This window comes from Rhodococcus sp. WS1, from assembly GCF_003797745.1.
Taxonomy (GTDB): Bacteria; Actinomycetota; Actinomycetes; order Mycobacteriales; family Mycobacteriaceae; genus Rhodococcus_F; species Rhodococcus_F erythropolis.
In genome coordinates, this window is the sequence record NZ_RKLZ01000002.1 from 1,734,270 (window position 1) to 1,759,770 (window position 25,501).

The 25,501-nt window shown below is 61.6% G+C and carries 26 protein-coding genes; 12 read left to right on the plus strand and 14 right to left on the minus strand.

The window, feature by feature from the left end; translation table 11 throughout:
* Nucleotides 1-8 precede the first annotated feature (8 nt).
* The gene (locus EEB12_RS20760; protein WP_069145652.1) at nt 9-1,532 is read right to left on the minus strand and encodes an acyl-CoA synthetase; all 1,524 of its coding nucleotides are present in this window, start codon (nt 1,530-1,532) and stop codon (nt 9-11) included.
* Between the two features lie 192 nt (nt 1,533-1,724).
* On the opposite strand from EEB12_RS20760, the gene EEB12_RS20765 reads away from it, so the two are divergent.
* Nucleotides 1,725-2,771: a phosphatidylinositol-specific phospholipase C domain-containing protein gene (locus EEB12_RS20765; protein WP_181447523.1), complete on the plus strand. Its 1,047-nt coding sequence runs from the start codon at nt 1,725-1,727 to the stop codon at nt 2,769-2,771.
* Between the two features lie 44 nt (nt 2,772-2,815).
* Nucleotides 2,816-3,592, plus strand: a complete 777-nt coding sequence (locus tag EEB12_RS20770) for a trans-aconitate 2-methyltransferase (protein WP_141488422.1) — start codon at nt 2,816-2,818, stop codon at nt 3,590-3,592.
* Nucleotides 3,593-3,619: 27 nt separating this feature from the next.
* On the opposite strand, the gene EEB12_RS20775 is transcribed toward EEB12_RS20770, so the two are convergent.
* The 11 genes from EEB12_RS20775 to EEB12_RS20825 form a co-directional block, all read right to left on the minus strand.
* The gene (locus tag EEB12_RS20775; RefSeq protein WP_019745161.1) at nt 3,620-4,615 is read right to left on the minus strand and encodes a glycine betaine ABC transporter substrate-binding protein; all 996 of its coding nucleotides are present in this window, start codon (nt 4,613-4,615) and stop codon (nt 3,620-3,622) included.
* On the minus strand, nt 4,612-5,430 hold the full coding sequence (locus EEB12_RS20780) for an ABC transporter permease (RefSeq protein ID WP_003939758.1): 819 nt from the start codon (nt 5,428-5,430) through the stop codon (nt 4,612-4,614). The genes EEB12_RS20775 and EEB12_RS20780 overlap by 4 nt, the downstream gene beginning before the upstream one ends.
* Nucleotides 5,431-5,432: 2 nt before the next feature.
* Nucleotides 5,433-6,644, minus strand: a complete 1,212-nt coding sequence (locus EEB12_RS20785) for an ATP-binding cassette domain-containing protein (protein ID WP_020908997.1) — start codon at nt 6,642-6,644, stop codon at nt 5,433-5,435.
* A complete protein-coding gene (locus EEB12_RS20790) occupies nt 6,641-7,288 on the minus strand; it encodes an ABC transporter permease (protein WP_019745160.1) in 648 nt (215 codons plus the stop codon). The genes EEB12_RS20785 and EEB12_RS20790 overlap by 4 nt, the downstream gene beginning before the upstream one ends.
* A gap of 316 nt (nt 7,289-7,604) precedes the next feature.
* Entirely contained in the window at nt 7,605-8,225 is a 621-nt protein-coding gene (locus EEB12_RS20795) for a malonic semialdehyde reductase (RefSeq protein ID WP_020908996.1), read from the minus strand.
* A gap of 122 nt (nt 8,226-8,347) precedes the next feature.
* A complete protein-coding gene (locus EEB12_RS20800) occupies nt 8,348-9,553 on the minus strand; it encodes a TetR/AcrR family transcriptional regulator (protein ID WP_141488423.1) in 1,206 nt (401 codons plus the stop codon).
* Nucleotides 9,554-9,578: 25 nt separating this feature from the next.
* A complete protein-coding gene (locus tag EEB12_RS20805) occupies nt 9,579-11,126 on the minus strand; it encodes an acyl-CoA synthetase (protein WP_141488424.1) in 1,548 nt (515 codons plus the stop codon).
* Between the two features lie 29 nt (nt 11,127-11,155).
* On the minus strand, nt 11,156-11,959 hold the full coding sequence (locus EEB12_RS20810; RefSeq protein WP_113682504.1) for an SDR family NAD(P)-dependent oxidoreductase: 804 nt from the start codon (nt 11,957-11,959) through the stop codon (nt 11,156-11,158).
* A 29-nt stretch (nt 11,960-11,988) separates the two neighbouring features.
* On the minus strand, nt 11,989-12,369 hold the full coding sequence (locus EEB12_RS20815; protein WP_029256169.1) for a MaoC/PaaZ C-terminal domain-containing protein: 381 nt from the start codon (nt 12,367-12,369) through the stop codon (nt 11,989-11,991).
* Nucleotides 12,366-12,821: a MaoC family dehydratase N-terminal domain-containing protein gene (locus EEB12_RS20820; RefSeq protein WP_020970674.1), complete on the minus strand. Its 456-nt coding sequence runs from the start codon at nt 12,819-12,821 to the stop codon at nt 12,366-12,368. Before EEB12_RS20820 ends, EEB12_RS20815 begins: the two co-directional genes overlap by 4 nt.
* 1 nt (nt 12,822) lies before the next feature.
* Nucleotides 12,823-14,007 (minus strand): lipid-transfer protein, encoded by a 1,185-nt coding sequence (locus EEB12_RS20825; protein ID WP_029256167.1) that lies wholly within the window; start codon nt 14,005-14,007, stop codon nt 12,823-12,825.
* 432 nt (nt 14,008-14,439) lie between these two features.
* Here EEB12_RS20825 and EEB12_RS20830 point away from each other — a divergent pair, with 432 nt between their 5' ends.
* From EEB12_RS20830 to EEB12_RS20865, 8 genes are read left to right on the plus strand one after another with little or no spacing between them, the layout of a single operon-like run.
* Nucleotides 14,440-15,699 (plus strand): MFS transporter, encoded by a 1,260-nt coding sequence (locus EEB12_RS20830; protein WP_092764403.1) that lies wholly within the window; start codon nt 14,440-14,442, stop codon nt 15,697-15,699.
* 39 nt (nt 15,700-15,738) lie between these two features.
* Entirely contained in the window at nt 15,739-16,896 is a 1,158-nt protein-coding gene (locus EEB12_RS20835; RefSeq protein WP_020970671.1) for an acyl-CoA dehydrogenase family protein, read from the plus strand.
* 17 nt (nt 16,897-16,913) lie between these two features.
* Complete coding sequence (locus tag EEB12_RS20840; protein ID WP_029256164.1) at nt 16,914-17,705, plus strand: enoyl-CoA hydratase/isomerase family protein; 792 nt, start codon at nt 16,914-16,916, stop codon at nt 17,703-17,705.
* Nucleotides 17,706-17,751: 46 nt separating this feature from the next.
* On the plus strand, nt 17,752-19,284 hold the full coding sequence (locus tag EEB12_RS20845; RefSeq protein ID WP_141488425.1) for an acyl-CoA synthetase: 1,533 nt from the start codon (nt 17,752-17,754) through the stop codon (nt 19,282-19,284).
* Nucleotides 19,285-19,322: 38 nt separating this feature from the next.
* Complete coding sequence (locus tag EEB12_RS20850) at nt 19,323-20,468, plus strand: acyl-CoA dehydrogenase family protein (RefSeq protein WP_141488426.1); 1,146 nt, start codon at nt 19,323-19,325, stop codon at nt 20,466-20,468.
* A 51-nt stretch (nt 20,469-20,519) separates the two neighbouring features.
* Entirely contained in the window at nt 20,520-21,614 is a 1,095-nt protein-coding gene (locus EEB12_RS20855; RefSeq protein ID WP_141488427.1) for a CaiB/BaiF CoA transferase family protein, read from the plus strand.
* Nucleotides 21,611-22,504, plus strand: a complete 894-nt coding sequence (locus EEB12_RS20860; protein ID WP_052741009.1) for an acyl-CoA thioesterase — start codon at nt 21,611-21,613, stop codon at nt 22,502-22,504. Before EEB12_RS20855 ends, EEB12_RS20860 begins: the two co-directional genes overlap by 4 nt.
* A gap of 9 nt (nt 22,505-22,513) precedes the next feature.
* Nucleotides 22,514-22,867 (plus strand): winged helix-turn-helix transcriptional regulator, encoded by a 354-nt coding sequence (locus tag EEB12_RS20865; RefSeq protein WP_019745158.1) that lies wholly within the window; start codon nt 22,514-22,516, stop codon nt 22,865-22,867.
* A gap of 1 nt (nt 22,868) precedes the next feature.
* On the opposite strand, the gene EEB12_RS20870 is transcribed toward EEB12_RS20865, so the two are convergent.
* The gene (locus EEB12_RS20870) at nt 22,869-23,285 is read right to left on the minus strand and encodes a PPOX class F420-dependent oxidoreductase (protein WP_141488428.1); all 417 of its coding nucleotides are present in this window, start codon (nt 23,283-23,285) and stop codon (nt 22,869-22,871) included.
* A gap of 239 nt (nt 23,286-23,524) precedes the next feature.
* On the opposite strand from EEB12_RS20870, the gene EEB12_RS20875 reads away from it, so the two are divergent.
* Together EEB12_RS20875 and EEB12_RS20880 are read left to right on the plus strand one after the other, a co-directional pair.
* The gene (locus EEB12_RS20875) at nt 23,525-24,373 is read left to right on the plus strand and encodes an alpha/beta fold hydrolase (protein ID WP_141488429.1); all 849 of its coding nucleotides are present in this window, start codon (nt 23,525-23,527) and stop codon (nt 24,371-24,373) included.
* Between the two features lie 177 nt (nt 24,374-24,550).
* Nucleotides 24,551-24,754 (plus strand): PspC domain-containing protein, encoded by a 204-nt coding sequence (locus tag EEB12_RS20880; protein ID WP_019745155.1) that lies wholly within the window; start codon nt 24,551-24,553, stop codon nt 24,752-24,754.
* A 9-nt stretch (nt 24,755-24,763) separates the two neighbouring features.
* Here EEB12_RS20880 and EEB12_RS20885 read toward each other — a convergent pair whose 3' ends face one another.
* A complete protein-coding gene (locus EEB12_RS20885; RefSeq protein WP_084324871.1) occupies nt 24,764-25,423 on the minus strand; it encodes a TetR/AcrR family transcriptional regulator in 660 nt (219 codons plus the stop codon).
* Nucleotides 25,424-25,501 lie beyond the last annotated feature (78 nt).

Here is a 25,501-nt window from a genome sequence, read left to right on the forward strand (position 1 = left end):
GTAGAGGATTACGTTGCGTTGCAACGAAGATCGCGCTTCAGTATCTTGCCTGCTGCCGACAGTGGCAATGCATCGACGAATTGGAAGGTACGCGGAGATTTGTAACCGGCGATCAGCGTTTTCACGTGAGCGCGCAGTTCGTCGGCGTCGGCGTCGAAACCATGCCGAAGGACGACTACGGCATGGACACGCTCGCCCCACTGGGTATCGGGCAGGCCGATCACGGCACAGGACGCGACGGATTCATGTTGTGCCAGAGCGTTTTCGACCTCGGTGGAGTAGACGTTCTCGCCACCGGTGACGATCATGTCCTTGATGCGATCGACGATGAACAGGTAACCGCGGGCGTCCAGGTATCCGGCGTCGCCGGTATGCATCCACCCGTCGCGGAGCACTTCTGCGGTCTCTTTCGGTTTGTTCCAGTATCCGAGCATGACGTGGCTGCCGAACGTGACGATTTCGCCCACCTCGCCGGGTGGGAGTTCCGCGCCGGTCGGGTCGACGATTTTCACCTCGCAGTGCGGCAGTACTCGACCGGCGCTGCGGAGGAGGTCACCACCTTCGAGGTGATCAGCCGGGCTCAGCATGCTGATGTGCGCGGTTTCAGTCATCCCGTAGCCCTGCACAAACGAGCTGTTGGGGAACATCTGCATGACTCGTTCGAGAAGCGTCGGCGAAATGGGCGAGGCGCCGTATCTCAGGATCCTGACGCTGGACAAGTCATAGGTGGTCGAGTCTTCGTAGTCGACCAACATCTGAAGCATCGTCGGCACCAGACCCACAGTTGTCGGGCGATGGCGATCAACGGCCTCGAGGAACGTGCGTGGGCTGAAGTTCGGCATGAACACCTGGGTGCCACCCATCAGCGACTGAGCCAACCATCCGACTATCCCGGCGATGTGAAACAGAGGGTTGATCGCGAGGTTCGTTCCGTTGCTGACAGCCACGCTGCCTGCCGCGAGAGTACCAAGCGCCGAGGTCATCAGCGCTTGATGACTGATCATCACGCCCTTCGGCACTCCGGTGGTCCCGCCGGTGTAGAGGAGTAGTGCCAGCGTGTCGCCGCCGACGCGCAGATCGTCGACCGGAGTCGCCTCCGCGATCACCCGTTCATAGTCGAGCATTCCGTCGCGAACCGGGCCGCTGCCGCAGTAGACGACAGTGGTCAGGCCTGGACACGCCTCGCGAAGGGTAGATCCGACGGAAGCAAAGTTCTCGTCCACGAGCAATACCGTCGATCCTGAATCTTCCAGGGCGTACGTGATTTCCGCCGTGCTCCAGCGAGAATTGACCGGACTGGCCACTGCTCCGAACCACCAGCAGGCCAGGAGCGCCTCGTGGTAGTAGTCGGAGTTCGATGCCAAGATTGCGACTCTGTCACCGGTGCGCAGGCCCAAAGTCTGAAACCCTCCGGCGAGTCTGCTCATCCGGTCCACCGATTCCCGGCACGTGCGCAGCCGGCCGTCGAAGATCGTCATCACCGCATCGGGTGATGCTCGCAGGGATCGGTGAACGAATTGAGTCAGCTGCATGCGATTCCTTCTGCGGGTGTGGGCCGAGTGCTCCGACTCGGATCAGTTCCAGCCATGATGCTATTTGCCTGATAATTTCCTTCACTCACCGCCTGAGACCGCGCCTCACCCTCGATGCCGTCTAGGACGATTGTCCAGTTGTCTCTTCCGATTCCGTCCTGCAGCGGCGTGATTTCTGCGAGAGTGTCGAACATGCGTGGAATTCTGGTAGCCGGTGTGAGTGCATTCGCGGCGGTCGTCTCGGTCGTCTCGGCTCCCACTGCCGGTGCCGAGGCGACTGCGGACCGAGCTCGCTCGTTCTCCGAGACCACGTCCGTCGGCGTCCACAACTCCTACGAGAAGGCGACATTTCCGTATTTCGCCGACGCTTTGGACTCCGGGGCCTCGCTGCTCGAATTGGATCTGTGGACCAACGGCGGTGGTCCGGACTGGCGTGTCTCGCACATGAATCCGGTGGCGAGCGACAGCAACTGCGTCGGCGCGCGGGACGCATCCGGGTTGCGAAGTGGTCAGCGAGATCAGGGACTGCGCGGATGCCTGGCAGATATGCGGGCGTGGCACGAAGCCGACCCCGAGCATCCTCCGGTGATGATCAAGTTGGAACTCAAGGACGGTTTCACCACCGGCTACGGACGCGGACCTGCCGATCTCGACGCCTTGATCCTCGGGACTCTCGGCGACGCGGTCTTCACTCCATCCGATCTGATGGGTGAGTCCTACTCGACCCCGGATGCCGCCGTCACCGACCGTGGATGGCCGACCATGTCCGAGATGAGCGGCAAATTTCTGTTCGAGCTGATTCCGGGAACGATCGAGGAGGGAAACCCGCTCGACACGGAGTGGACCGACCGGCAGTACGCGACGCACTTGCGAGATCTGTCCGCTGCCGGACTCGTCCAACTCGGCGCCGCCTTTCCCGCTGTTCACCGGGCGTCACCGGGAGACCCACGAATCGACCGTTACGCCGACCCGGGCATCCGCGCGTGGTTCGTGATCTTCGACGGCGACGCCCTCGATTACACCTCGGGCGTTGTGGATCCGCAGTGGTACCACGATCGTGGCTACCTGCTCGTCATGACCGACGCGCACAAGGTCGCTCCACAGATCGACGGTGCGCATGCCACCGAAGCCGAGGCGAGCGAGCGTCTCGACCGGTTGGCGGGTGATCACGCAAGTTACATCACCGCGGACTGGTCGAGGTTGCCGAACGTACTGTCCACCGTGGTGCCGCGTCGGTGATCTAGAGGGCGGCAATTTTCAGGAACAGGGTGCAGGATGGGTTCATGCGCACTGTCACGTGGAATCCCGAAGTCTACGGCCGCTATTCGGGTGAGCGGTCACGCCCGTTCGTGGACCTGGTGTCACGGGTGGCGACCGAAGACCCGACGCGGGTAGCCGACCTCGGCTGCGGATCAGGTAGCTTGACCGCGATGCTGGGGGAACGATGGCCGGACGCCTCGGTATCCGGTTTCGATTCGTCTCCCGAAATGGTGGCGCAGGCCCCGACAGGCCTACCGGGAAACGTCACCGTCGAGTTGGGGGACATCATGTCCTTCGATGCCACGGGTTACGACGTGGTCGTCAGTAACGCTGCATTGCAGTGGGTTCCGAGCCACCGCGAGCTGATCGACCAGTGGGCGGACACCCTGGTATCTGGGTCGTGGCTGGCGTGGCAGGTTCCGGGAAACTTCGATGCACCGTCACATGCGCTCATGCGAAGCCTCGCGGAGTCCGCGGAATGGGGCGAGCGACTGGGCGGCGTCCTACGCGGCCCGGAAGGCGTCGACAGTCCGGTTGCGTACGCGCAGCGTCTGCAGGAGCACGGATTCGACGTCGACGCCTGGGAGACGACGTACGTACACGTGCTGGCCGGTGCTGATCCGGTGCTCGGATGGGTTCGGGGGACTGGACTTCGGCCGGTGCTGGACGTTCTCGGCGATGCCGACGCTCCGGAGTTCGAGCGCCAGTATTCGGATCTGCTGCGGGAGGCGTATCCCGCAACAGCCGCCGGAACGCTGTTTCCGTTCCGGCGGGTGTTCTGCGTGGGACGCAAGCGGTAACTACTCGGCTGTGCTGCGGTCCGCCGATCACTCAGCGGTGACAAAGCCTTCCGAGACCAGCCAGTCGCGAGCCACGTCCGCCGGCTCCTTGCCGTCGACGTCGACCTGCCGGTTGAGCTCGGTCATCACCTCGTTGGTCAGTTTCTCCGAGATCGGCGCCATGACTTCGGCAACCTCCGGATGCGCTTCCGCGAAGTCCTTTTTCATGACCAATGCCGGATTGTATTTCGGGAAGAACTGCAGATCGTCTTCGAGCAGAACGAGATCGAGTGCGATGATGCGACCGTCGGTGGTGAACACCTCGCCGAACTTGCACTGATCGCTGTCGGCTGTCGCCTGGTAGATGATGCCGGTCTGCAGGATCTGGCGCTGGGCACGCGAGGCGTCGAAACCGTATTTCGCTGCCAGGCCGGGGTATCCGTCCTGGCGGACGTTGAACTCGGTCTCGACGCACGTCACCGCGGCGCCGGGATCGGATTCGACCAACTTCGCGTAGTCGGAAACCGTCTTGACGCCGGTCTTCTCAGCGGTCTCCTTGCTCATCGCCAATGCATACGTATTGTTCATCGGCGCCGGATCGGTCCACACCATGTCGTTCGCAGCAAGGTCCGCATCACGGACGGCCTCGAACTGCGCCTGCGAATCGGGAAGCGGAGTCTCGTTGCCGAGGTAGTTGATCCAGCCGGTCCCGGTGTACTCGTACGCAAGGTCGATCTGCCCGTTCAACTGTGCGTCACGGGTGCTGTTCGAGCCCTGGATGTTCGTGAGATCTCGAACATCTGCGCCCGCAGCGGCCATCGCGAATTCGATGACGTATCCGAGCACGATCTGCTCGGTGAAGTCCTTGGAGCCGACGGTCATCTTCACACCCTCGAGCTCAGGAACCGGCTCGATGCTGCCGGGGCCGACAGCCAGGGGCAGTGCGCCACCGGACTCGAGGCCACACGAAGCGACAAGTGTGAGGCCGATCGTGGCAACCGCGACTTTCCAGCCCCACGTTCTGGTGATCGAAGTCTTGGTCATCGTAATCCCTTGGGCCCGAGATAAGTTTCGGCGAGCGCGCCGAGCCAGTCGATCAGCAAGGCCAACGACACCGCCAGTACGGCACCGACCACGAGGGTGACGTTGTCGCGGAGCTTGTATCCGGTGTCGATCAGAATGCCGAGTCCGCCGGCACTGACCAGGAAGCACAGCGTCGCGGTGCCGACTGCCAGAACGAGCGAAGTGCGCAGTCCTGCAAGGATGTACGGGACGGCCATCGGGAATTCGAGTTGACGCAGGACCGTGAGCGAAGACATTCCCTGCCCGCGCCCGGCATCGATCAAGGTCTTGTCCACTTGCTGGTAGCCGAGGATGGTGTTGCGCAGCACCGGGAGCAGCGAATAGAACGCGATGGGAAACACGCCGATCCAGAAGCCCGTCGTTCTTGTTGCGAGATAGAACAGCACGAGCAGGCCGATGGCCGGCGCTGCGGCTCCGATGTTGGCTATTCCCACGAAGAACGGTGCCAATCGGGTGAATTTCGGCCTGGTCAGCAGGGTTCCGAGTGGAACCGCGATGGCGACGACGATGATGACCACGGCGGCCGTGATCAGTACGTGCTGCCAGGTCAGTGTGACGATGTTGTCGAGATTGATGCTCGCCTTCTGCGTCGCGTTGAGATCTCGGCTGAATGCCCAGATCAACACGCCCGCAACCAGGATCAGGACGATGACCGGTTGCACATACAGTCGCATCCGTTCCGCACGGCGCGTGGCGGCGTTCTCGGCCGCACCCAGATCGGGGGCGTCCGGTTCCATCTCAGGCGCGGAGACGCGCTCCTCTGTCGTGGCAGTCATGTTCAACCCTCGACGTTCTCGGTGTCTGGCTCTTCGTCGTGGTCGTGCGCATGCTCCTCGCGCATCTCGGAGAGATGGCTGACCAGTGTGTCGATGGTGATGAGACCGACATATTCGCCACGCCGTCCGGTGACCACAGTGGACGCATTGCTTTCAGCGAGAAGAGCCTCCAAGGCATCCTGCAGGGTGGACTGGATGGACACGGCTTCGCCGATCTCGTTACCGACACCTCGAAGCGTCGACGCATGGGCGAGGTGGCCGGGCGAGACCCAGCGAAGCGGCCGTCCACGCTGATCGAGAATCAAGGCCCACTTCCACTTACGCGCTGCGAGTGCGGTTCTCAAATCATCGACCGAATCGGTTTCGCGGGCGGTGAGGCACTGCTTGAGTTTGATCTGGCGCACGCGTGTCAGGGTCAGCTGCTTGAGCGAGGCGTCCGCCCCGACAAATCCTGCGACCATGTCGTTTGCGGGATTGGCGAGAATCGCTTCCGGAGTGTCGTACTGCATGATGCTGGACTGATTGCCCAGCACGGCAATACGGTCACCGAGTTTGACTGCCTCGTTGAAATCGTGGGTGACGAAGACGATGGTCTTACCCAACTCCGACTGCAGACGCATCAGTTCGTCCTGCAGCAGGCCGCGGGTGATCGGGTCGACGGCACCGAAAGGCTCGTCCATCAACAAGACAGGGGGATCTGCAGCCAGAGCCCGCGCCACGCCCACACGCTGTTGCTGGCCACCGGACAACTGGCGAGGGTAGCGGTCGCGATAAGTATCGGGATCGAGGCCGACGAGGTCGAGCATCTCGTCGGTGCGAGCTGCGATACGTTTCTTGTCCCAACCGATGAGGCCGGGCACCGTCGCGACGTTCTTCGCAATGGTGAAGTGCGGGAACAATCCTGCCTGCTGGATCGAGTAGCCGATGCCGCGGCGAAGCTTGTCCGGGTCGATGGACAGCGCGTCCTTGCCGTCGATGGTGATCTTGCCCGAGGTGGGTTCGATCAGACGGTTGATCATGCGCATCGTCGTCGTCTTGCCGCAACCCGAAGGTCCGACGAAGACCACGATCTCACCGGCCGGAACAGTCAGTGAAACATTGTCCACCGCTGCAGCTTTCTGGCCCGGGTAACGCTTGGTCACGGATTCGAGAACGATCTCGACCCCGGATACCTTCTGATCTGCAGATACGTCAGACGGAATGGTTTCAGTCATTGCAGCCCCTTCGAAGTAGTGAGACGACCGATGACGACGTAGATTCCGTCGAGAATCAGAGCGAGAATGACGATCAGTACGGTGCCGACCAGCGCTTGAGGAACAGCGTTCGGGCTACCGACACGCGAGAGTCCGGAGAAGATCAGGTTTCCCAGACCAGGACCCTTGGCGTACGCCGCGATGGCGAGGATGCCCATGAGCATCTGTGTGCTGACCCGCATGCCGGTGAGGATCGACGGCCACGCAATCGGCAGCTCGATTCGACTCAGAACGTGCATGCGATTCATTCCGACACCGCGGGCTGCGTCCGTGATCGCCGGGTTGACCGCATCCAGACCGATGATCGTGTTCCGAATGATCGGGAGCAGGGCATACAAGATCAACGCGGTGATCGTAGGAGCGACGCCGAGACCGAGAATCGGAATGAGCAGTCCGAGGAGGGCGAATGAAGGAACCGTCAGGATCGTGCTGGCCAACGCCGTAGCGATGGAGGATCCCGCCGGGCTCCGGTAGACGAGAATGCCGATGATCACGGCGGCAATCGTCGCGATGATCACGGACTGGATAACTGCTGAAACATGTAGGTACGAGTCGGTCATCAATTGCTGTCGTCGTGCAACGACAAAATCCCATAGCGCGCCCATATTTCCGAACCCACTTTCTTCGGACTTCTGCTCGCTCGAACGTCTTCCCTCGACACCGACCGGCGCACAAGGGCTTTCCCCGCAGCCTCCGTAGGCCGAGGGGTTTCCCTCGACTGTCGTCCAAAAACTGAGATACTGCAACTAATTCCGATTGCAGCGTGTCGGATGTTGTTCTGGACGTGAGATTTTGCGGGACGCGGGTATGTACCCACTGCGTGCGGAGTTGAAACGTGCTGGAGACAGCAAACGCTCGAGACAGCAATGCGGGAGGGCTCCGGAGAACCCTCCCGCATTGTGGGAACCGTACGAGTCGGCCTCAGGCCCAGCTGAGCGCATCCTCATTGGACAGCCGCGGCAGACGGTCGAACCACGGGTTCTCGCCGGGATGGCCGATGTTGACCACCAGGGTGGTCTTGAAGCGTCCGTCCGCGAAGAACTCGCCGTCGATGCCGTCGGCGTCGAAGCCGGCCATCGGGCCGGCGACCAGGCCCTGCGCCCGAATCGCGAGGATCACGTAACCAGCCTGCAGTGCGGCGTTGAACTTGCTGCTCGATGTGGCGGCAGCGTCGTCGGACTCGAAGTAGTCCTTCATCTCCGGACGGATGGGGAACAGTGCCGGAATGTGCTCGTAGAACTTGGTGTCGACGGCAAGAACCGCGACAGCAGGCGCCGATGCGGTCTTGGCCTTGTTGCCGTCGGACATGTGCTCGACGAGGCGCGCTTTGCCCTCCTCCGTACGCACGAACAGCACGCGCAGTGGATTGGTGTTGGCCGCGGTCGGTGCCCACTTCGCGAGCTCCCAGATCGCAGTCAGTTCGTCGTCGGTGACCGGTTCGTTGGAGAAGGAGTTTGCCGTGCGGGCTGCTGTGAAGAGCAGTTCACGGCCGGCTGCGTCGAGCTGCTGTGCGGTAAATGGGGTGGCTGCGTCGAGTGACATCGGTGGTTCCGTTTCCGTTGTAGCTCATCCGAGCGTTACCCGGTAAAGCTAGTTGCTAGTAAAAAGAAAGTACTTGGATACGGTAGCACCAGTCGTAGGGTTCAGCGCGGGGGAGTGACGAGTCAGACCGTCTGGGTGGCGAGAATCCTCACCGCCAGATCCTCGATCGCGCACTGTCGTGATTCGAGTCGGACGCGCGTGAGGTCGTTGATCATGCTGATGGTTGCCAACACCGTCGCCCGTGCATCCGCGGTTTCGTTACCGAGCAGGTGTACCCACTCGTCGATGTACTCGCGTTGTGCAATCTGCGTCGAGGCCTGCGCTTCTTCGGGCAAGTTCGCTGTTTCTTCGATGAGAATGGCAATCGCGCTGTCAGGTGAGATCACCGAATTGGTGTACGAATGTACGACGCGGGCAATCGCGTCTTCCCGTGAGTCTGCGTTCCTCAAAGCCTGGACCAGGCCGAGCCGGAGTGTTTCGTTCCCGCGGGCCAGAATTGCTTGCAGCACTTCGGCTTTACTTCCGAAATGGGTGTAGATGCTCGAACTCGGAACACCGGCGGCGCTGCCGATGTCGTCCATTGTCACGGATCGGTAGCCGCGTTGATCGAACAGCGTGATTGCGGCGCCCATCAAACTTTCGCGACGCGAAGTGTGGCTGAAGTTCGAAGTCGGCTGCGGCTGTGCCGCCGGCTCCTCGGGAAGGGCCGGAGCGGTACGAACGACATCGAACAACCTGGCCAACAAAGCCTCGAAGCGCTTTCGAGGAAGCGTCGTGCGGTGTCGAGCGGGGCTGAACGCGATACTGGTGAGTGCCCACCCCAGAACGACGGAATCGGGAACCGACAGGTCGGGACGCTCGTGTCGAAGGGCGGCTGCGACCCGGCTCGTGACTTCCCGAACTCCGGCACGCGCCTCCGTTCTGCGCTCAGGGGTCAGGTTACGGGCCTCCTGATCGAAGAGAAGACTACGGAAGTTGTTGTCGAGTCCGTAACGAACCAGTGCCGTGAAGACCACCTTGGAATCGGTTCGATCGACCTCGTCGAGGATCGCGAGGATCGAAGACGAGCCGTCGAGCATTGCCTGCGCGAGGAGTTCCTGCTTGTTCGGGAAGTGGCGGTACAGCGCGCCTGCGGTAATCCCCACCGCAGACGCGATGCCTTCCATGCTGACGTTGTGGTACCCCGAGCGGCCGAACTGTTCACGAGCCACGGTGATGATCTGCGCCTTGCGGTTGCGTGGGCGCAGCGTCTTCTTCGGGGTCGTTTTCGGCGCGGCCGGCCGGTCCGGCGAGGCCGCAGGTGTGCCGTCCGATGTATCGATCGTCATGGGGCCCTCGAGGTCGGTGGCGTGGTCAGGTGATGGTGCTGGTTGCCAAGTCGGAGAACTGCCTGCGGAGTTCTCTCTTGAGTATCTTGCCAGCCGGGGACACGGGCATTTGCTCGACGATGGTGATACTTCGCGGAGACTTGTAGCCGGCAATCAGCGTCTTCGAGTGTGCGCGGACTTCTTCGCACGTCAGAGACACCCCGGGACGCACGACCAGGACCGCGTGGACTCGTTCGCCGTACTGATCGTCGGGTACGCCGATCACAGCACAGCTGATCACGTCCGGATGTGTGGCCAGAGCGTTTTCGACCTCCGTCGAATAGACGTTCTCACCACCCGAGATGATCATGTCCTTGAGCCGATCCACGACGAAGAGATACCCGGCTTCGTCCATGTAGCCTCCGTCGCCGGTGTACAGCCAACCGTCGCGCAATGCCGATCGTGTTTCTTCCGGCCGATTCCAGTAGCCGCACATGATGTTGCCGCCGCGGGCGATGATTTCGCCGACCTCACCGCGAGGAAGCTCGTTTCCGTTCTCGTCGACCACCTGAATCTCGACGTGTCCCATCGGCCGACCGGCAGATTTCAGGCGGGTCGCGTCGACGTGATCTTCTGCGCTCAGGCTGGTGAGTCCGGGTCCGGCCTCGGTCATGCCGTACCCCTGCATGAAGGCTGCCTGCGGAAAAGCCTGTTGCGCTTGGCGAAGCAAGGTTTCGGAGATCGGGGAAGCACCGTACTGCACGGCCAGGATGCTGGACAGGTCCCGGTTCGTCCGGTCCGGATGACGAATCAGCATTTGAATCATCGTGGGTACCAACAGCATCGACGTAACTTTGTGCTGCTCGATCAAGCGCAGTGCGGTGGCCGGTTCGAAACTTGGCTGAATCACCAACGTCGCCCCGACAGTGTTACGGCCGATCCAATTTGCCAGCGACGCAAGATGAAACATCGGGGCGGTGATCAGAGCCAGGCCGTCGGTACCAGGCGTTCGATTACTGGCCACTGCGCCGAGGCTCGACGTCACGAGGTTGGCGTGGGTGAGCATGACCCCCTTGGGGTGACCGCTGGTTCCGCCGGTATAGAAGATTCCGGCCAAGTGGTCGCCGCCGAGTCGCAGGTCCGGTTTGGGTTCGCTCGAGGCGATCAGATTCTCGTAGTCGAGAGCGCCGGCCGGCGTCGGCAGTTCGCCGGCATGTATCACTACGGCGAGCTGTGGGAACAACACCCGTACCTCGTCGAGTAGCGGCAGAAAGGTGTCGTCGACGACCAGCACTCGTGTATCGGAATCGTCCAGCGCAAAAGCGATCTCGGCAGCGCTCCATCTGGTGTTGAGCGGATTGACAGCGCCTCCCATCCACCAGGTGGCAAAAAAGTACTCGTGATAGCGATCGGAGTTGAGCGACAGTATCGCGACGCGATCGCCTACCTGCACACCGAGGTCACGGAAAGCGCCCGCAAGACGGGTTACTCTCCCGCCGACCTCGGCGCAGGTGCGGATACGGTCCCCACACACGGTCATGGGCTGGTCAGGGCGTTGCTGCATTGATCGTTGCAGAGACTGAGTCAAGTACATGGGGACCGCTCCTTTCTGGAAACGTGAGGTCAGCGACTGCCGCCGTCGCACACCAGGCACTGGCCGCTGACGTAGTCGGTTTCGGGCAGGCACAGTGCGAACACCGCGCCGGCCGCTTCGTCCGGACGTCCGGCGCGGCCAAATGGGATGGTCCGCTCGGCTGCCGCCAGGAGTTGCGGGTTCACTCCGACCTTGATCTCGCGACCCTCGACGTCGATGGTGGAGTTGCCGTCGGCCGACGCCTCTGTCAGGCGGGTGTTGATCAGACCGTACGCAACGGCGTTCACGTTGACCTTGTAACGACCCCACTCACGCGCGAGGGTTTTGCTCAAGCCGATGATGCCGGCCTTGGCGGCTGCGTAGTTGGACTGACCGGCATTGCCGACCACTCCGGCGTTGGACGAGATGTTGACGACCTTGCGGTGGTAGTCGGTGGGATTGGCCTTGATGTAGGGCTGAGCGGCGCGCAGGATCTGGAACGGTGCCTTCAGATGCAGATCGAGAATCGTGTCCCACTGCTCGTCGGTCATCTTCTGGATGACGTTGTCCCAGGTGAACCCGGCATTGTTGACGATGATGTCGAGGCCGCCGAAGGTATCGATTGCGGTGTTGACGAATCGATCCGCAAAACCTTCTTCGGTGACCGAACCGACGCACGCCACTGCCTTGCCACCGGCCGCGATGATCTCCTCGACCGTCTCCTTGGCCGGGCCCGGATCAAGATCGTTGACTACGACGCTCGCGCCTTCCGCGGCGAACTTCATGGCGATGGCGCGGCCGATACCGCGGCCGGATCCGGTGACGAGTGCTGTCCTGTTGTCGAGCTTGCCCATGTCGGGGGTCCTTTCGGTAGAGAGAGTTTTCAAGCGGCTACGACGGCGTCGCCGCGCAGGGTGACGGTGCCGTCGGAGAGAGTGACGGCGATATCGAGGTGGGCCAGACCGTCCTCGATCTTGGTGACGGTCCCGGTGCACGTCGGCGTCGCGTGTAGCGGCGTGATGGAGGCAAAGCGAACGCTGTAGGTGCGGATGCGTTCCTGCGGAACGTAATTGGTCAGCAATCGACCGAGGTAGGCCATCGAGAGCATGCCGTGTGCGAACACGTCGTCCATTCCGCCGGAGCGAGCGACGTCGAGATCGATGTGCATCGGGTTGTGGTCACCCGAAGCGCCGGCGTAGAGCGCGAGAGTGGTGCGACTGATCTCGGGCAATTCCAGGGAGGGAAGAACGTCTCCTGTTTTCATTTCTGCGCCTTAGGGTTTCGAACGACCAGGGTGTTGGTGAGGCGGGCGATCAACTCGCCGTCGCGGGTGACCTCGGCGGTCCGGACAAGGAAGTCCAAGGCGCCGTTCTTCTTCGAGTACACGTCCGTGACCTTGCCGTTGTAGGCAAGTGTGTCGCCGGCATAGGCGAGTGCGTGATATTCGAAGGACTGCTCGCCGTGCAGGACGTACCTCATGTCGATTTTCAGCGATCGGACCAGGGCAAACGGGTCCGGTTTTTCCATGTCGAGGCAAAACAGGAATGTCGGCGGTACCACCAGGTCACGATGCCCCGCAGCCTTGGCGGCCTCGACGTCTCCGTAGATCGGGTTGGTCTCACCGATGGCCTGGGCGAAGAAGCGCAGGCGTCCGCGCTCGACCAGTGCCTCGTGGCCCGGGATGATCGTTCCGACGACGGACGGATCGAGCGCCATGTCAGCCCACCTTCTTGAAGATGCTGACCACACACGCACCGCCGAGTCCGAGGTTGTGCTGCAGTCCGATTCGTGCTCCTTCGACCTGCCGCTTGCCGGCCTGACCGCGCAGTTGCCAGACCAGTTCGGCGCACTGGGCAAGACCGGTGGCGCCGAGGGGGTGGCCCTTTGACAGCAGGCCTCCCGACGGGTTGGTGACTACTCGTCCGCCGTAGGTGTTGTCGCCGTCCAGGATGAACTTCTCGGCAGTACCTTCGGGCGTGAGGCCAAGACCTTCGTACGTGATGAGTTCGTTGGCGGAGAAGCAGTCGTGCAGTTCGACGACCTGAACGTCCTCAGGTCCGATGCCTGCGGCTTCGTAAACCTGCGCAGCTGCGGCAGCCGTCATGTCGTAGCCGACGACCTTCATCATGTCGCGGTCCTCGAAAGTGCTTGGTGTATCGGTGGTCAGGGCCTGTGCCTCGATCACTACGTCAGCCGCCAGCCCGTGCTTGCGGGCGAACTCTTCGCTGCAGACGACAGCGGCAGCGGCACCACAGGTGGGTGGGCAGCATTGGTAACGAGTGAGCGGGCCGAAGATGTGCGGTGACTCCAGCACCTGCTCTTCGGTGAGAAGATCACGGAAGACCGCGTTGGGATTGTTGGCCGCGTGCTTACGTGCCTTGACCGAGATCTTTGCGAAGGTCTCGGGCTTGGTGCCGTACTTCTCCATGTGGGAAAGTCCTGCGCCACCGAACATCTGGGCTGCGCGCGGTGCGTCGTGGACGCCTTGGATCTCGGTCATCAGATCGTCGAAACGGTACATCGGGGCAGGGCGGTCGTCCCAAACTCGCTTGAGTGCACCGGGTTTCATCTGCTCGAAGCCGACAGCCAATGCGCATTCGACGGCGCCACTTGCGACGGCTTGGCGTGCGAGGAAAAGGGCCGACGAGCCTGTGGCGCAGTTGTTGTTGACGTTGATGACCGGGATTCCGGTGAGCCCGAGACCGTAGATGGCGGCCTGTCCGGCAGTGGAATCACCGTACACATAGCCGGCATAGGCCTGCTGGACCAGCGAGTAGTCGATACCGGCGTCGTCGAGGGCGGCACGGGCGGCGGTCTCTCCCATGACGTTGTAGTTCTCGCTTTTGCCCGGCTTGGTGAACGGGATCATTCCCACTCCGGCAACATGGACTTTTCTGGTCACGATTGTCTCCTAATTGATCGGATGGAAATTTACTTAACACCACGATTCGAGTTTTGTCTACTGGATCACAGTGCGTCTTTACGTGGGACTTTCGTTGCAATTTCCGATGGTTTGCCGAGGTATGTGGATGATTTTGCGAGACTATTGCGTCAGCATGCCGATTGATGATTTACTTTCTGGGCGGCAAGGTGGCGTGTGTCACAGAGTAGGTGCCTGACGGTCGAAGCGGCCACGTCAGGTTCGCACCGGACCGGTCTCCGAGTCCCGCATCCAGTACTTCGGTGCTGAGATCAGTTCACCCAGCTTCTGTTTCGCATTGCGCTCACTCCGTGGCGCAGTTGTCGCACTTGCCTGAGAGGATCGATGAGAATGACGTTGAGCAAGCCGGCTCTTCCCACCGCCGCACCACCGCGAGAAGTAGGGGAATCCCGAGTGCGGGCATGGGGGCTCACCGGAGTTCTCGTTCTCCTTGTCGTCGTCAACTGGGCTGACAAGGCAGTCTTCGGCCTGGTTGCACAGCCGCTGGCCAAGGAATTCGGGCTGACCTCTGCACAGATCGGACTGGTCGGCAGTGCATTCTTCCTGGCCTTCACCGTCGGTGGCTTCTTTGCCGGGGTACTGCACAAGTGGATGTCGCTGCGGTGGTTGCTGGTTCTGCTCTCACTGGGGTGGGCAGCGTCGATGATCCCGCTCGTGGTGGTTGCCGGTTTCGGGATGCTCCTGTTCACGCGCATGATGCTCGGATTCTTCGAGGGGCCAGCAGGCGCGCTCGTTCACACCGGTGTCTACTCGTGGCATCCTGCGGAAAAGCGTGGCCTTCCAGGAGCTTTTCTGGCTTCCGGTGCTTCGATTGCCAAGATTGCGATCGCGCCGCTGATGGCCTTGGCTGTAGCCAGTTGGGGGTGGCGAGCAACGTTCATCATCCTCGCCGGGGTCGGCGTGGTCTGGTGTGTTCTGTGGTTGTTCACCTGGAAAGAGGGGCCGTACATGCAGCGGCCGGTTCGGAAGTCCGACACGGTTGCGTCGACAGTGGCAGACGGGACGGTTGTCGCCAAGGTGCCGCTGACGAAGATCTTCTTCACGCCGACATTCCTCGGTGCGCTTGCCGCGGTGTTCACCATGTACGCTCTCATCACGGTGGTGCTCACGTGGCTGCCGTCGTACTTCGAAGTGGGACTTGGATACTCGCGGGTTCAGGCGGGAACCATGTTCGGCATTCCCAGCATCGCGGGACTGTTCTTCATGTTCCTGTGCACGTCGATCAGTGACAGGCTGATGGCGCGGGGTGCCAGCTCTCGGATCCTGCGCGGCATCGTTCCCGGAATTGCTCTGCTGATCTGTGGGCTTGCCCTCGTCAGCATGCCGTTCATCAAGACTCCGATCGTTGCGGTGCTCGTGGTATCAGTGGGTTACGGCATCGGGACGGTCATCATTCCGCAGTTCAACGCAGCGATCTCCGAAATCTGCCCGCCGCAGCAAATGGCCTCGGTACTGGGTGTTTTCATGGCTCTGATGGCCACCGGCGGTCTGATCGCTCCCTACCTCACCGGCGTCATCGTCGACAGCGCCGCAACCCCGGCCGAGGGATACGCCACCGCATTCCAGATCTTCGGAATCGCGACTGTCATCGGTGCCGTCATCGCGCTCTGCGCCGTCAACGCCACCCGCGATCGGGTGCGAATCCTCGGCTGAGCACTACTCACTTTCATTTCACAATATCCAGGAGAAACAATGCAGCGCACAGTATTCAACGAAGAGCACGAGGATTTCCGCAAGGTCATCCGTAGCTTCATCGAAGCCGAGGTAGTGCCCAACTTCTCCGATTGGGAGCGCGAGGGCATGGTGCCCCGCGACTTCTATCGCCAGCTCGGCAAGCTCGGCGTTCTCGGAATGACGGTTCCCGTGCAGTACGGCGGAGCGGGTGAAACAAGCTTCAAGTTCCAGGCTGCCCTGACCGAAGAGACGGCTCGTGCGGCAGTCAGCTTTGGCGCATTCGGTGTACACACCGGCCTGGTCCTGCCATACATCCTGACCTACGGAACCGAAGAGCAGAAGCAGCGTTGGCTGCCCGATTTCATCAGTGGCGACATGATGACTGCCATCGCGATGACCGAACCGGGCACCGGCTCGGACCTGGCGGGCATCAAGACCACGGCCAAACGGTCCGAGGACGGCACTCACTATGTTCTCAACGGCGCAAAGACATTCATCACCGGCGGCGTTCAGGCCGATCGGGTTCTCGTGATCTGCCGTACGTCACCGCCGACGGTAGAGAATCGTCGCGCCGGGTTGAGCATCCTCGCAGTGGACACGTCGAGCGAAGGCTACGAGGTCGGTCGCAAGCTCGAGAAGATCGGCATGCGCACTTCGGACACGGCAGAGCTTTCCTTCACCGACGTACGGGTGCCGGCCGAGGATCTACTCGGTGAGGAGGGGGCTGCCTTCGGCTACCTGGCCAACAACCTTCCGCAAGAGCGACTGATGATCGCAGTCACCCAGACTGCGGCGGCCGTCGGAGCCATCGACTTCGCCTCTGCCTACGTGCGTGACCGCAAGGTGTTCGGCCAGGCGGTGGCGGAGTTCCAGAACACCAAGTTCGTCATCGCCGAGTGCATCGCCAAGGTGGAGGCTGCTCAGTGCATGGTCGACCGGGCTCTGGAATTACACGAGACCGGCGACCTCAGTGTTGCCGACGCCGCCAAGGCAAAGCTGTTCTGCACCGAGACGGCAGCCGAGGTCATCGACAAGTGCTTGCAGCTTCACGGGGGCTACGGCTACATGCTGGAATACCCCATCGCGCGTCTGTACGCGGACACCCGTGTGTCGCGCATCTACGGCGGAACCAACGAAGTGATGAAGACGATCATCGCCAAAGCGGCCGGGTTCTGAACGAATCGAGGGAAACCATGGCAGAGCTTCTCTACGACGTCGATGACGGTGTCGCCACGATGACTCTGAACCGACCGGATCGACGCAACGCGATTACGTACACGCTGCTCACCGAGCTGCAGAACGCGCTTACGTCGGCGGCCGGTGACGAGGCCGTGAGAGTCGTCGTGCTCACGGGCGCTGGAGGGAACTTTTCGGTCGGTCGCGATCAGTCCGGTGATCGGTCGAGCCGTGTAGTGCGGGGTGATTCACAGCAAGAGGATCGCACTCGCTTGCTTGATGTTTCACGGGTGATACCAACTTTGGTGCAGCATCCCAAGCCTACGGTGGCGGTGATTCGCGGTGGCTGTGCGGGCGCCGGCTTGAGTCTCGCTCTGGCGTGCGATCTTCGCTATGCCGGAGCCGATGCGATGTTCAACACGGCCTTCCTGGGGGCTGGAATGTCCGGTGACATGGGAATGGCGTGGTTGCTGACCCGCGCAGCGGGCACATCGAAGGCGCGGGAATTGATGCTGCTGTCCGAACGAATCAAAGCTGATCGCGCTGCCTCGTTCGGAATGATTCACGAGGCTTTCGCCGAAGAATCGCTGGAAGCGAGGACTACGGAAATTGTTCAGCGGCTCTCTGTTTCGGCACCGTTGGCAGTGCGTGGTGCAAAGCTGAACCTCGATTCGGCGATGTCGCGGCCGCTGTCCGAATTCTTGATGGACGAAGCCGACCGGCTGATCACGTGCGCGTATTCCGAAGACGTGGAGGAAGCGCGCTCGGCATTCCTCGAGAAACGAGTACCGCACTTCACGGGCCGCTGAAAAGAACTGGAACACATTGTTATCGGGATCAGGAGAGTGAACGAGAATGTACTTGACTCAGGGTTTACATCGGTCGGTCCAGCGCGAACCCGACGCGATCGCCGTCGTTGACGGGCAGCGCCAGTTGACGTTCGCTCAACTGGAGAGTCGCGTTGCGCGATTGGCCGGTATGTTCACGTCGTACGGGCTCGACCGAGGTGACCGGGTAGGAATACTGGCCACGAACTGTCTCGAGTATATCGAATACTCCTTCGCCTGTGCCTGGGCGTCGATGGTCGCGTCCCCGGTGAACAACCGCTGGAGTCCCGACGAGATGGCATTTCACATCGAAGATGCCGGAATCACAGTGCTTCTCGTGGACGGACCGCGTCTGCCCGCTGCGCTGGAACTGCGTGATCGGTGCGCTGTACTGGAGACCGTGATCGTATTCGGTGCGGCGGATCTGCCCGGCGATACGGTCGACTACGACTCTGCTTTGGCGCTGCACGGTCCGATTCCCGATACTCACGCAGATCCCGATGCCTTGGCGTTGCTCATGTACACCGGCGGAACTACAGGCCGCCCCAAAGGTGTCATGCTGAGCGCAGGCCAGATCCTGACATCGGTGCTCGGAGTCCTTGCCGGTAGTGGTGAGCCGAATCTGCCAGGCCGCTCCCTGCACGTGGCGCCCCTGTTCCACCTCGCAGCCTTCGCCGGTTTGGTCCAGGCCTCGGTTACCGGATCCGTGCATGTTTTGATGGGGGACTTCACCGTCGAGAAACTCGTCGAAACCATTGCAGAGAAGAAAGTTACACAATCTCTGCTCGTGCCTACAATGGTGCAAGCGATGCTCGAATACGCTGATCGGACAGGTCTGCCGATCGACAGTCTCACCTCGATCACCTACGGCGCATCGCCGATGCCCGAACCACTGGTTCGGCGCTTGATCGAACGATCACCTGATCTTCGACTGCGCCAGGGCTACGGAATGACCGAGTTGGCCCCGGCAGCAACACTTCTCCGCGACGACGACCACCGCAATCCTGATCACCCGGAACGACTTCGATCAGTGGGACGTGCTGCGCCACACACCGAGGTGCGGATTGTCGACGCAACCGGCACAGAGCTTCCGCGCGGCGATATCGGTGAGGTCGTCGTGCGGGGCTCGAACGTCATGATGGGTTACTGGAACAACGAGGCGGAGACGGCGCACGCGGTGCGCAGTGGATGGATGCATACCGGTGACCTCGGCTTCATGGACGAGCATGGCTACGTGTTTCTCGTAGACCGACTCAAGGACATGATCATCTCGGGCGGCGAGAACGTCTACAGTGCCGAAGTCGAAGCCGCCCTGTCCCAGCATCCCGGTGTGAGCAGTTGCGCGGTCATCGGAGTACCCGACGACAAATGGGGAGAACGCGTCCATGCAGTGGTGGTGCGCACACCTGAAAACAATTCGAGCGGTGATGAACTCCGAGATTTTGTCGGTGAGCGTATAGCTCGGTACAAGGCGCCGCGGTCGGTCGATTTTGTCGACGCACTCCCGCTGTCGCCGGTAGGGAAGATCCTCAAGCGCACTCTGCGTGAGACCTACCGGTGACACAGCCATCTTCCCAACATGCTTCCAGGAGTAGAACCGTGATCGACCCACAGATTCGCGACCTCGATTTCGACGCCTACCGGCAGGTGATCCGCGACTTCACCGACAATGAGCTCATTCCTCGTGAGAACGAAATGGTCTCTGCTGGTGAGGTTCCCGCTGACCTCGTGACAAGGATGGCCGAGGTCGGACTATTCGGCATCACGCTTCCGAGGAGCGTCGGCGGATTGGGGTGGACCGTCGAACAGCAGGTGCTGCTGACTTTCGAGTTCACCCGGTCATCGGCGGTGTACCGTTCCCGATTCTCGACCAGTATCGGACTGGCTTCGCAGATCCTCCTCGAATACGGCACCGACGCTCAGCGTGAACAGTATCTACCGGCGATGGCGGCGGGGGAGTGCGTCATGGCGTTTGCTCTCACCGAGGAGCAGGCGGGTAGTGACGCCTCCGCCGTGCGCGCCACCGCTACCAACACCCCGGACGGCTACGTCATCAACGGTGAGAAGCGCTTCATCACCAACGGAGCGTGGGCTGATGTTCTGGTGGTGTTCGCCCGCACCGCGGACGGCGAGATTTCATCCTTCCTCGTAGATCGGGAATCGCCGGGGGTAGAGACCCGGTTGCCTGAATTGATGAACGGTCATGCCGAAGGCCCAGTCGCCGAGATCAGCCTGCGTGACGTTGTGGTCAGCGCCGACCGGTTGATCGGCGGTGCAACAGGTTTGGGGATGGTTCACGCGATGCGCGGAATCAACCAGGCTCGCACGCACGTTGCCGCGACCGCAGTCGGTCAGGCGACTCGGATGCTCACGGAGGCAATGAAATACGCGGGTTCTCGTGAGCAGTTTGACCAACCGTTGGCCGAGTTCGGTGCCGTGCAGGCGATGCTCGGACGCAGCTATGCGGAACTCGAGGCAGGACGAGCGATGATCCTCGACTGCGCCCGTGAGTTCGACCGCGGAACGCCGCCGCGTCATCGGATTGCCGCGGCAAAGCTGTACTGCACCGAGATGGCGTCGGTGGTCGGGGACCGGGCGGTGCAGGTGCTCGGCGGGGTCGGCATCGTCGGCAATCACCCGGTACCGCGTATGTGGCGGGATGTGCGTGCCTTGCGAATCTACGAGGGCGCCTCCCAGATTCACGAACGCAACCTCGCCCGGGCGCTGCCGTCATTGCTCGGCTGAAACCCGTACTTACACAAATATTTCGAGACGAGAGAAAACCGAGGGACAATCATGGGTACCACCACAGGCCGCGGACCGCTCGCCGGACTTCGCGTCGTAGAGCTTGCCGGAATCGGTCCAGGTCCCCACGCAGCGACGTTGCTCGCTGATCTCGGCGCTGACGTCGTCCGTGTTCAGCGCGCCGGTCGGATCCCCGGTCCCGGTCAGCCACGGGATCAGACCCAGCGTGGGCGTCGTATCTGCGAGGTGGACCTCAAGGACCCTGCCGGCGTCGACATCGTTCTGGGATTGATCGAGCGTGCGGACGTGCTCATCGAGGGTTTCCGTCCCGGGGTCATCGAGCGGCTCGGTCTCGGCCCGGATGTTGCGCTGGAACGGAATCCGGCCCTGGTGTACGGCCGGATGACAGGATGGGGTCAGGAGGGGCCGCTTTCGCAGGCTGCCGGACACGACATCAACTACATCTCGCTGACCGGCGTCCTGCACGCGATAGGTCGTGCCGGTGAGCGTCCGGTTCCGCCGCTCAACATGGTGGGAGACTTCGGTGGTGGCTCGATGTTTCTGTTGTTCGGAATACTTGCCGCGCTCTTCGAGCGACAGAAGTCCGGGCGGGGTCAGGTTGTCGATGCCGCCATGGTCGACGGGACGCTGGCGCTGTCACACATGATGTGGAGTTTCCGCGGTCTCGGACGCTGGTCTGACGAACGCGGTGTGAACATGCTCGACACCGGCGCCCCGTACTACGACACTTACGAGACATCCGACGGCAGATACATGGCAGTCGGTGCCGTCGAACCACAGTTCTACGCACTACTTCTGGCGGGTTTGGGACTTGATTCCGCGACGTTGCCGAGTCAGAACGACAAGAGTGCATGGCCGCACACGAAGAAAGTGTTTGCCGATGTGTTCGCGTCCAAGACACGCGACGAGTGGGCGGCGATCTTCGACGGCACCGACGCGTGTACGACACCGGTTCTGACGTTTGCGGAAGCCTCATCCAATCCCCATGTTGCCCAGCGTGGTTCGCTCGTGGAACTGGACGGGGTCACTCAGCATCGTCCGGCGCCGCGATTTTCCCGCTCCGATCCGGGTCTGCCGTCGGCCCCCGCCGCTGAAGCCGTCGATGCAGGGACGTTGTGGACGTGACGCTCACCGAATCGCGAGAACTCGAGTCCTTCGACCTACACACGTTGCTGAGCCTGGACGACGTCGGACCCGACAGATTTCAGGGTTACTGTCACGCTGGCTCTCCCGGGCGTATCTTCGGTGGGCATCTCGCGGCACAGGGCTTGACCGCCGCTGGTCGGACAGTGCCTGCGACTGCGGTGGTGCATTCCCTTCACGGATACTTCCTCAGCTCAGGCGATCCGCGGCAGCCCATCACCTACGAAGTCGGTCGTCTTCGTGACGGACGTACGTACTGGTCCCGTCAGGTCACTGCCCTGCAACTGGGCACGCCGATCTTCACACTGTCCGTGTCCTTCAAACTTCCGGAGGACAGCACCGATCGACAGGGGGAGATGCCCGTCGTACCTGCTCCGGAGGACCTTCCCGATCCATACGAGCGCTGGGCGAGTGCGCGCGCCGACGAGTTCCGCGACAACAAGACACATCGTGCGATGGACATGAGATTCGTTGCCGACGAGGGTGAGCGCGAGCGGGGGTCGGTCGCACAGTCGGTGTGGTTCAAACCGAATCACGCCTTTCCCGACGAACCGTTGTTCCATGCCGGGGTCCTCACCTACGCTTCGGACTTGTCTTTGGCATCGACGGCCTCACTCGACATCCAGCCCCACCGGTCGTTGATGGTCGGACCTTCGCGAGTGCTGATGGCGTCACTCGATCACGCGATCTGGTTTCACCGACCCTTCCGGGCCGACGAGTGGATGCTCTTCGCTCAGGAAAGCAACTCCGCCACTGACGGCCGGGGATTCTCGACCGGCCACTTCTGGACACGCGACGGCGTCTTGGCTGCAACCGTCGCCCAGGAGTCCCTCTTGCGGCGAGTTGACGGGCCACCGTGGCCTCGGGCCTAGGATGAAGCAATGCCTGGGAAGAGTGAAGCCGAGCACCAACCACGCGTCTGTGACGCGGCGTTGGCTCGCGCTTTCAGCTTTCTCGGCAAACGCTGGAACGGTGTGATCCTGGCGACGCTCCTCGGTGGTCCGGCGGGATTTGCGGAACTCAAGCGTGCAGTCGGCAAGATCAGCGACTCCGTGCTCTCGGACCGATTGACCGAACTGGCTGGTGCGGGCCTGGTCACGCGGACCGTCGACGCCGGCCCGCCCATCGCTGTGGAGTACGAACTCACGGCGTCGGGGCAGGCGCTGCTCCCCGCTCTCAGTGAACTGACAACGTGGGCCGCCGAAAACCTGCCACCCGAGAGTTGCCCGAACTGACCTATTGCGTGTGAACAGTCTTGTGAGATTCGTACCAGGTCTCACCCGCCGGTTCTCCCGCCAAGTTCCAACTCCACGAGACTGTCGGCGTGATGCGTGAATAGATTCCGGGACCGACCATTCCTACCCTTTCGATCGGCTGTTCAGCGATTCCGTAGATCCTGATCCCGCGCGCGACAAACGGCTCGAATGACGGCATGTCGTCGATGACGAGGGCGACTTCGAGTTGTCCTGACCCGATATTGCGGAACTTCTTGGTTTTCAGGACACTCTGGCCACCCCCGCCGATCCAGAAGTGGGCCCCGTCGTATTCGAACGCCAACGGAACGACGTCTGGCTGCCCGTGCGGTGAGAGCGTCGCTACGCGCGCCAGTGGCTGCGACTGCATGTATGCGATTTCTTCTTCCGTGAATGCCATCTGTTCTCCTTCGGGGACGAAACACGTACGCAACGTAGATGCAACGTAATCAAAACTAGTGTTCTGGATCACACAGTGTTCGTGTGGTCGAGAGGCCTTTGGTCACGAATCTGTGGGCAGAACGGGTCCTGGTTCGCTACCGGTGGTGGATGAGGACAAGGTTCCGCGGGTTGAGCACACAGCTCGCGGAACCACCCCACCACACGCCCCGACGAGGGCACCGGCCGACAGGAGTTCAGGTGTCCGTAGTTGCGGAAGTCTCGGCGATCGATTTCGCGGAGGCCGAATTCGATTGGGCGCAGCGATCGACGCTGATTCGTGAAGTCGACCCACTCGTTCCGGGGCCACCATCCTTGGCGATGTGTCTGAGCGAGCCGACGCGCGGACTGGTCGACATCGCTTCACTGCTTCTCGCGGCTCCTTGGTTGCTTCGATCGCCGCGTGGGGACGGGCATCCGGTCCTCGTTCTCCCCGGATTGCTGACTTCGGACGTGTCGACTCTCGCCTTGAGGATGTACCTGAGCTTTCTCGGATACCGGGTTCACGGTTGGAATCTGGGTCTGAACACCGGTCCGACGGCGACGGTGGTCGACGGATTGCCTGCCGCATTGGCCGAGGTAGCTGATCGATACGAGCAGAAGGTGTCGGTGATCGGCTGGAGTTTGGGCGGTATCTACGCTCGAAAGCTGGCGAGGGATCTGCCGGATTCGGTACGTCAGGTAGTGACACTCGGAAGTCCTTTCGGTCTCACCAGTCTGGAGCAGACGAGAGTCGGATCTCTCTACGCTCGTTTGTCCGGTAATCACGCGATACTGCCTCCGGTCGACGGCATCGAATCCGAACAGGGATCGCCTATTTCCGTTCCTGCCACGTCGGTCTACTCCAGGCACGACGGTATCGTTCCATGGCAAGCGTGCTGTGAAACCTCGGCAGGCCTGTCGGAAAGCATTGCGGTGCAAGGCAGTCACATGGGGTTGACCCACAACCCGTCGGCGTTGTGGACGGTTGCCGATCGTCTGGCGCAGGACGTGGACAACTGGCAACCTTTTGCGGCTCCGAAACGGCTTCGACGTATGTTTCCCTGCTGAGGTACGAGGCTGGGGTGTGGGGGAGAACCCTGAGTCAGACGTGGGGACGGACTCGTACCTGAGGACACACCGTGTCGGAAAAGATGGGTCCATGGCCTGATGCGCACAGGTGGATCGGCGGCGGATAGTGGAGGTCGACGCGGATGAACCGCGAGTTCCGTTGAAAGGAAACAGCACATGACCTCCCCGATGAAGACCCGCAAGCTCACCCGCGCCCGCTCGGGAGCAATGTTCGGTGGGGTGTGCGCCGGAATCGCTCGATACTTCGGTTGGAAGTCGTCGACTGTCCGCTTGCTGTTCGTGCTCTCGTGCCTGCTGCCCGGCCCGCAGTTTCTGATCTACATCGTGATGTGGATTTTCATTCCTCGTGAGCAGATCTGACCGAACCGCTCAACGGCGGCGGTCTTTCAGGCATTGCTTGGCCTCGTGCAATTCCTCCGAACTCAGTGGAGGAAGGGGGAGTGCGTCACGGTGCAACCCCGCCGTGCGTAGACCGTCGAGCATCACCGAGAGGTATCGACGCCACACGGTCGGGTTGACGGGCTGAGCAAATTCGGTGACTGCGCCCACCATGAAGATGAGGCCGAACAGGTCCGTCGGTACGGCGTCGGGGCGCAGCATCCCGGCCTCCTGGGCCCGGTAGAAGATCCTCTCGACCGACGGTTCGATGATGGATCGTTGGCATGCGACTTGCTCGCATCCCTCGTCGGTTCCGTTCAGGACGTCTTTGAGCCCGCGGTTGACCGACATACGGCTGCAGGCGAATTCGGCAAAGGTGACAAGTCCGTCCCACGGATCCGGATTGGCGAGTGACGCGTCCGCGGCCGCCGCCATGTCGGCGAAGTTCTGTTGGAAGACTCCGTCGATCAATTCTTCTTTGCTGGCGAACCGCCGATAGACCGTTCCGACGCCGACACCCGCGCGCCGGGCGACGTCGTCGAGTGTGACGTCGATCCCTTCTTCGGCGAACAATTCACGTGCGGCGTCGATGATCAACTGCCGATTACGTGCAGCATCGGCGCGAAGGGGGCGCTCCATTGCGGTACTCATGTCCCCACTCTACCCGCCAAGTGGAGACAGCCTCTCCGTTTTCGTGTAGCGTTTTTGCTAACCGGAGAAGCCATCTCC

Coding starts and splice junctions, on each gene's coding strand:
- EEB12_RS20760 (WP_069145652.1), bottom strand. CDS start 1,532: ATGCAGCTGACTCAATTCGTTCACCGATCCCTGCGAGCATCACCCGAT.
- EEB12_RS20765 (WP_181447523.1), top strand. CDS start 1,725: ATGCGTGGAATTCTGGTAGCCGGTGTGAGTGCATTCGCGGCGGTCGTC.
- EEB12_RS20770 (WP_141488422.1), top strand. CDS start 2,816: ATGCGCACTGTCACGTGGAATCCCGAAGTCTACGGCCGCTATTCGGGT.
- EEB12_RS20775 (WP_019745161.1), bottom strand. CDS start 4,615: ATGACCAAGACTTCGATCACCAGAACGTGGGGCTGGAAAGTCGCGGTT.
- EEB12_RS20780 (WP_003939758.1), bottom strand. CDS start 5,430: ATGACTGCCACGACAGAGGAGCGCGTCTCCGCGCCTGAGATGGAACCG.
- EEB12_RS20785 (WP_020908997.1), bottom strand. CDS start 6,644: ATGACTGAAACCATTCCGTCTGACGTATCTGCAGATCAGAAGGTATCC.
- EEB12_RS20790 (WP_019745160.1), bottom strand. CDS start 7,288: ATGGGCGCGCTATGGGATTTTGTCGTTGCACGACGACAGCAATTGATG.
- EEB12_RS20795 (WP_020908996.1), bottom strand. CDS start 8,225: ATGTCACTCGACGCAGCCACCCCATTTACCGCACAGCAGCTCGACGCA.
- EEB12_RS20800 (WP_141488423.1), bottom strand. CDS start 9,553: ATGACGATCGATACATCGGACGGCACACCTGCGGCCTCGCCGGACCGG.
- EEB12_RS20805 (WP_141488424.1), bottom strand. CDS start 11,126: ATGTACTTGACTCAGTCTCTGCAACGATCAATGCAGCAACGCCCTGAC.
- EEB12_RS20810 (WP_113682504.1), bottom strand. CDS start 11,959: ATGGGCAAGCTCGACAACAGGACAGCACTCGTCACCGGATCCGGCCGC.
- EEB12_RS20815 (WP_029256169.1), bottom strand. CDS start 12,369: ATGAAAACAGGAGACGTTCTTCCCTCCCTGGAATTGCCCGAGATCAGT.
- EEB12_RS20820 (WP_020970674.1), bottom strand. CDS start 12,821: ATGGCGCTCGATCCGTCCGTCGTCGGAACGATCATCCCGGGCCACGAG.
- EEB12_RS20835 (WP_020970671.1), top strand. CDS start 15,739: ATGCAGCGCACAGTATTCAACGAAGAGCACGAGGATTTCCGCAAGGTC.
- EEB12_RS20840 (WP_029256164.1), top strand. CDS start 16,914: ATGGCAGAGCTTCTCTACGACGTCGATGACGGTGTCGCCACGATGACT.
- EEB12_RS20845 (WP_141488425.1), top strand. CDS start 17,752: ATGTACTTGACTCAGGGTTTACATCGGTCGGTCCAGCGCGAACCCGAC.
- EEB12_RS20855 (WP_141488427.1), top strand. CDS start 20,520: ATGGGTACCACCACAGGCCGCGGACCGCTCGCCGGACTTCGCGTCGTA.
- EEB12_RS20865 (WP_019745158.1), top strand. CDS start 22,514: ATGCCTGGGAAGAGTGAAGCCGAGCACCAACCACGCGTCTGTGACGCG.
- EEB12_RS20870 (WP_141488428.1), bottom strand. CDS start 23,285: ATGGCATTCACGGAAGAAGAAATCGCATACATGCAGTCGCAGCCACTG.
- EEB12_RS20880 (WP_019745155.1), top strand. CDS start 24,551: ATGACCTCCCCGATGAAGACCCGCAAGCTCACCCGCGCCCGCTCGGGA.
- EEB12_RS20885 (WP_084324871.1), bottom strand. CDS start 25,423: ATGAGTACCGCAATGGAGCGCCCCCTTCGCGCCGATGCTGCACGTAAT.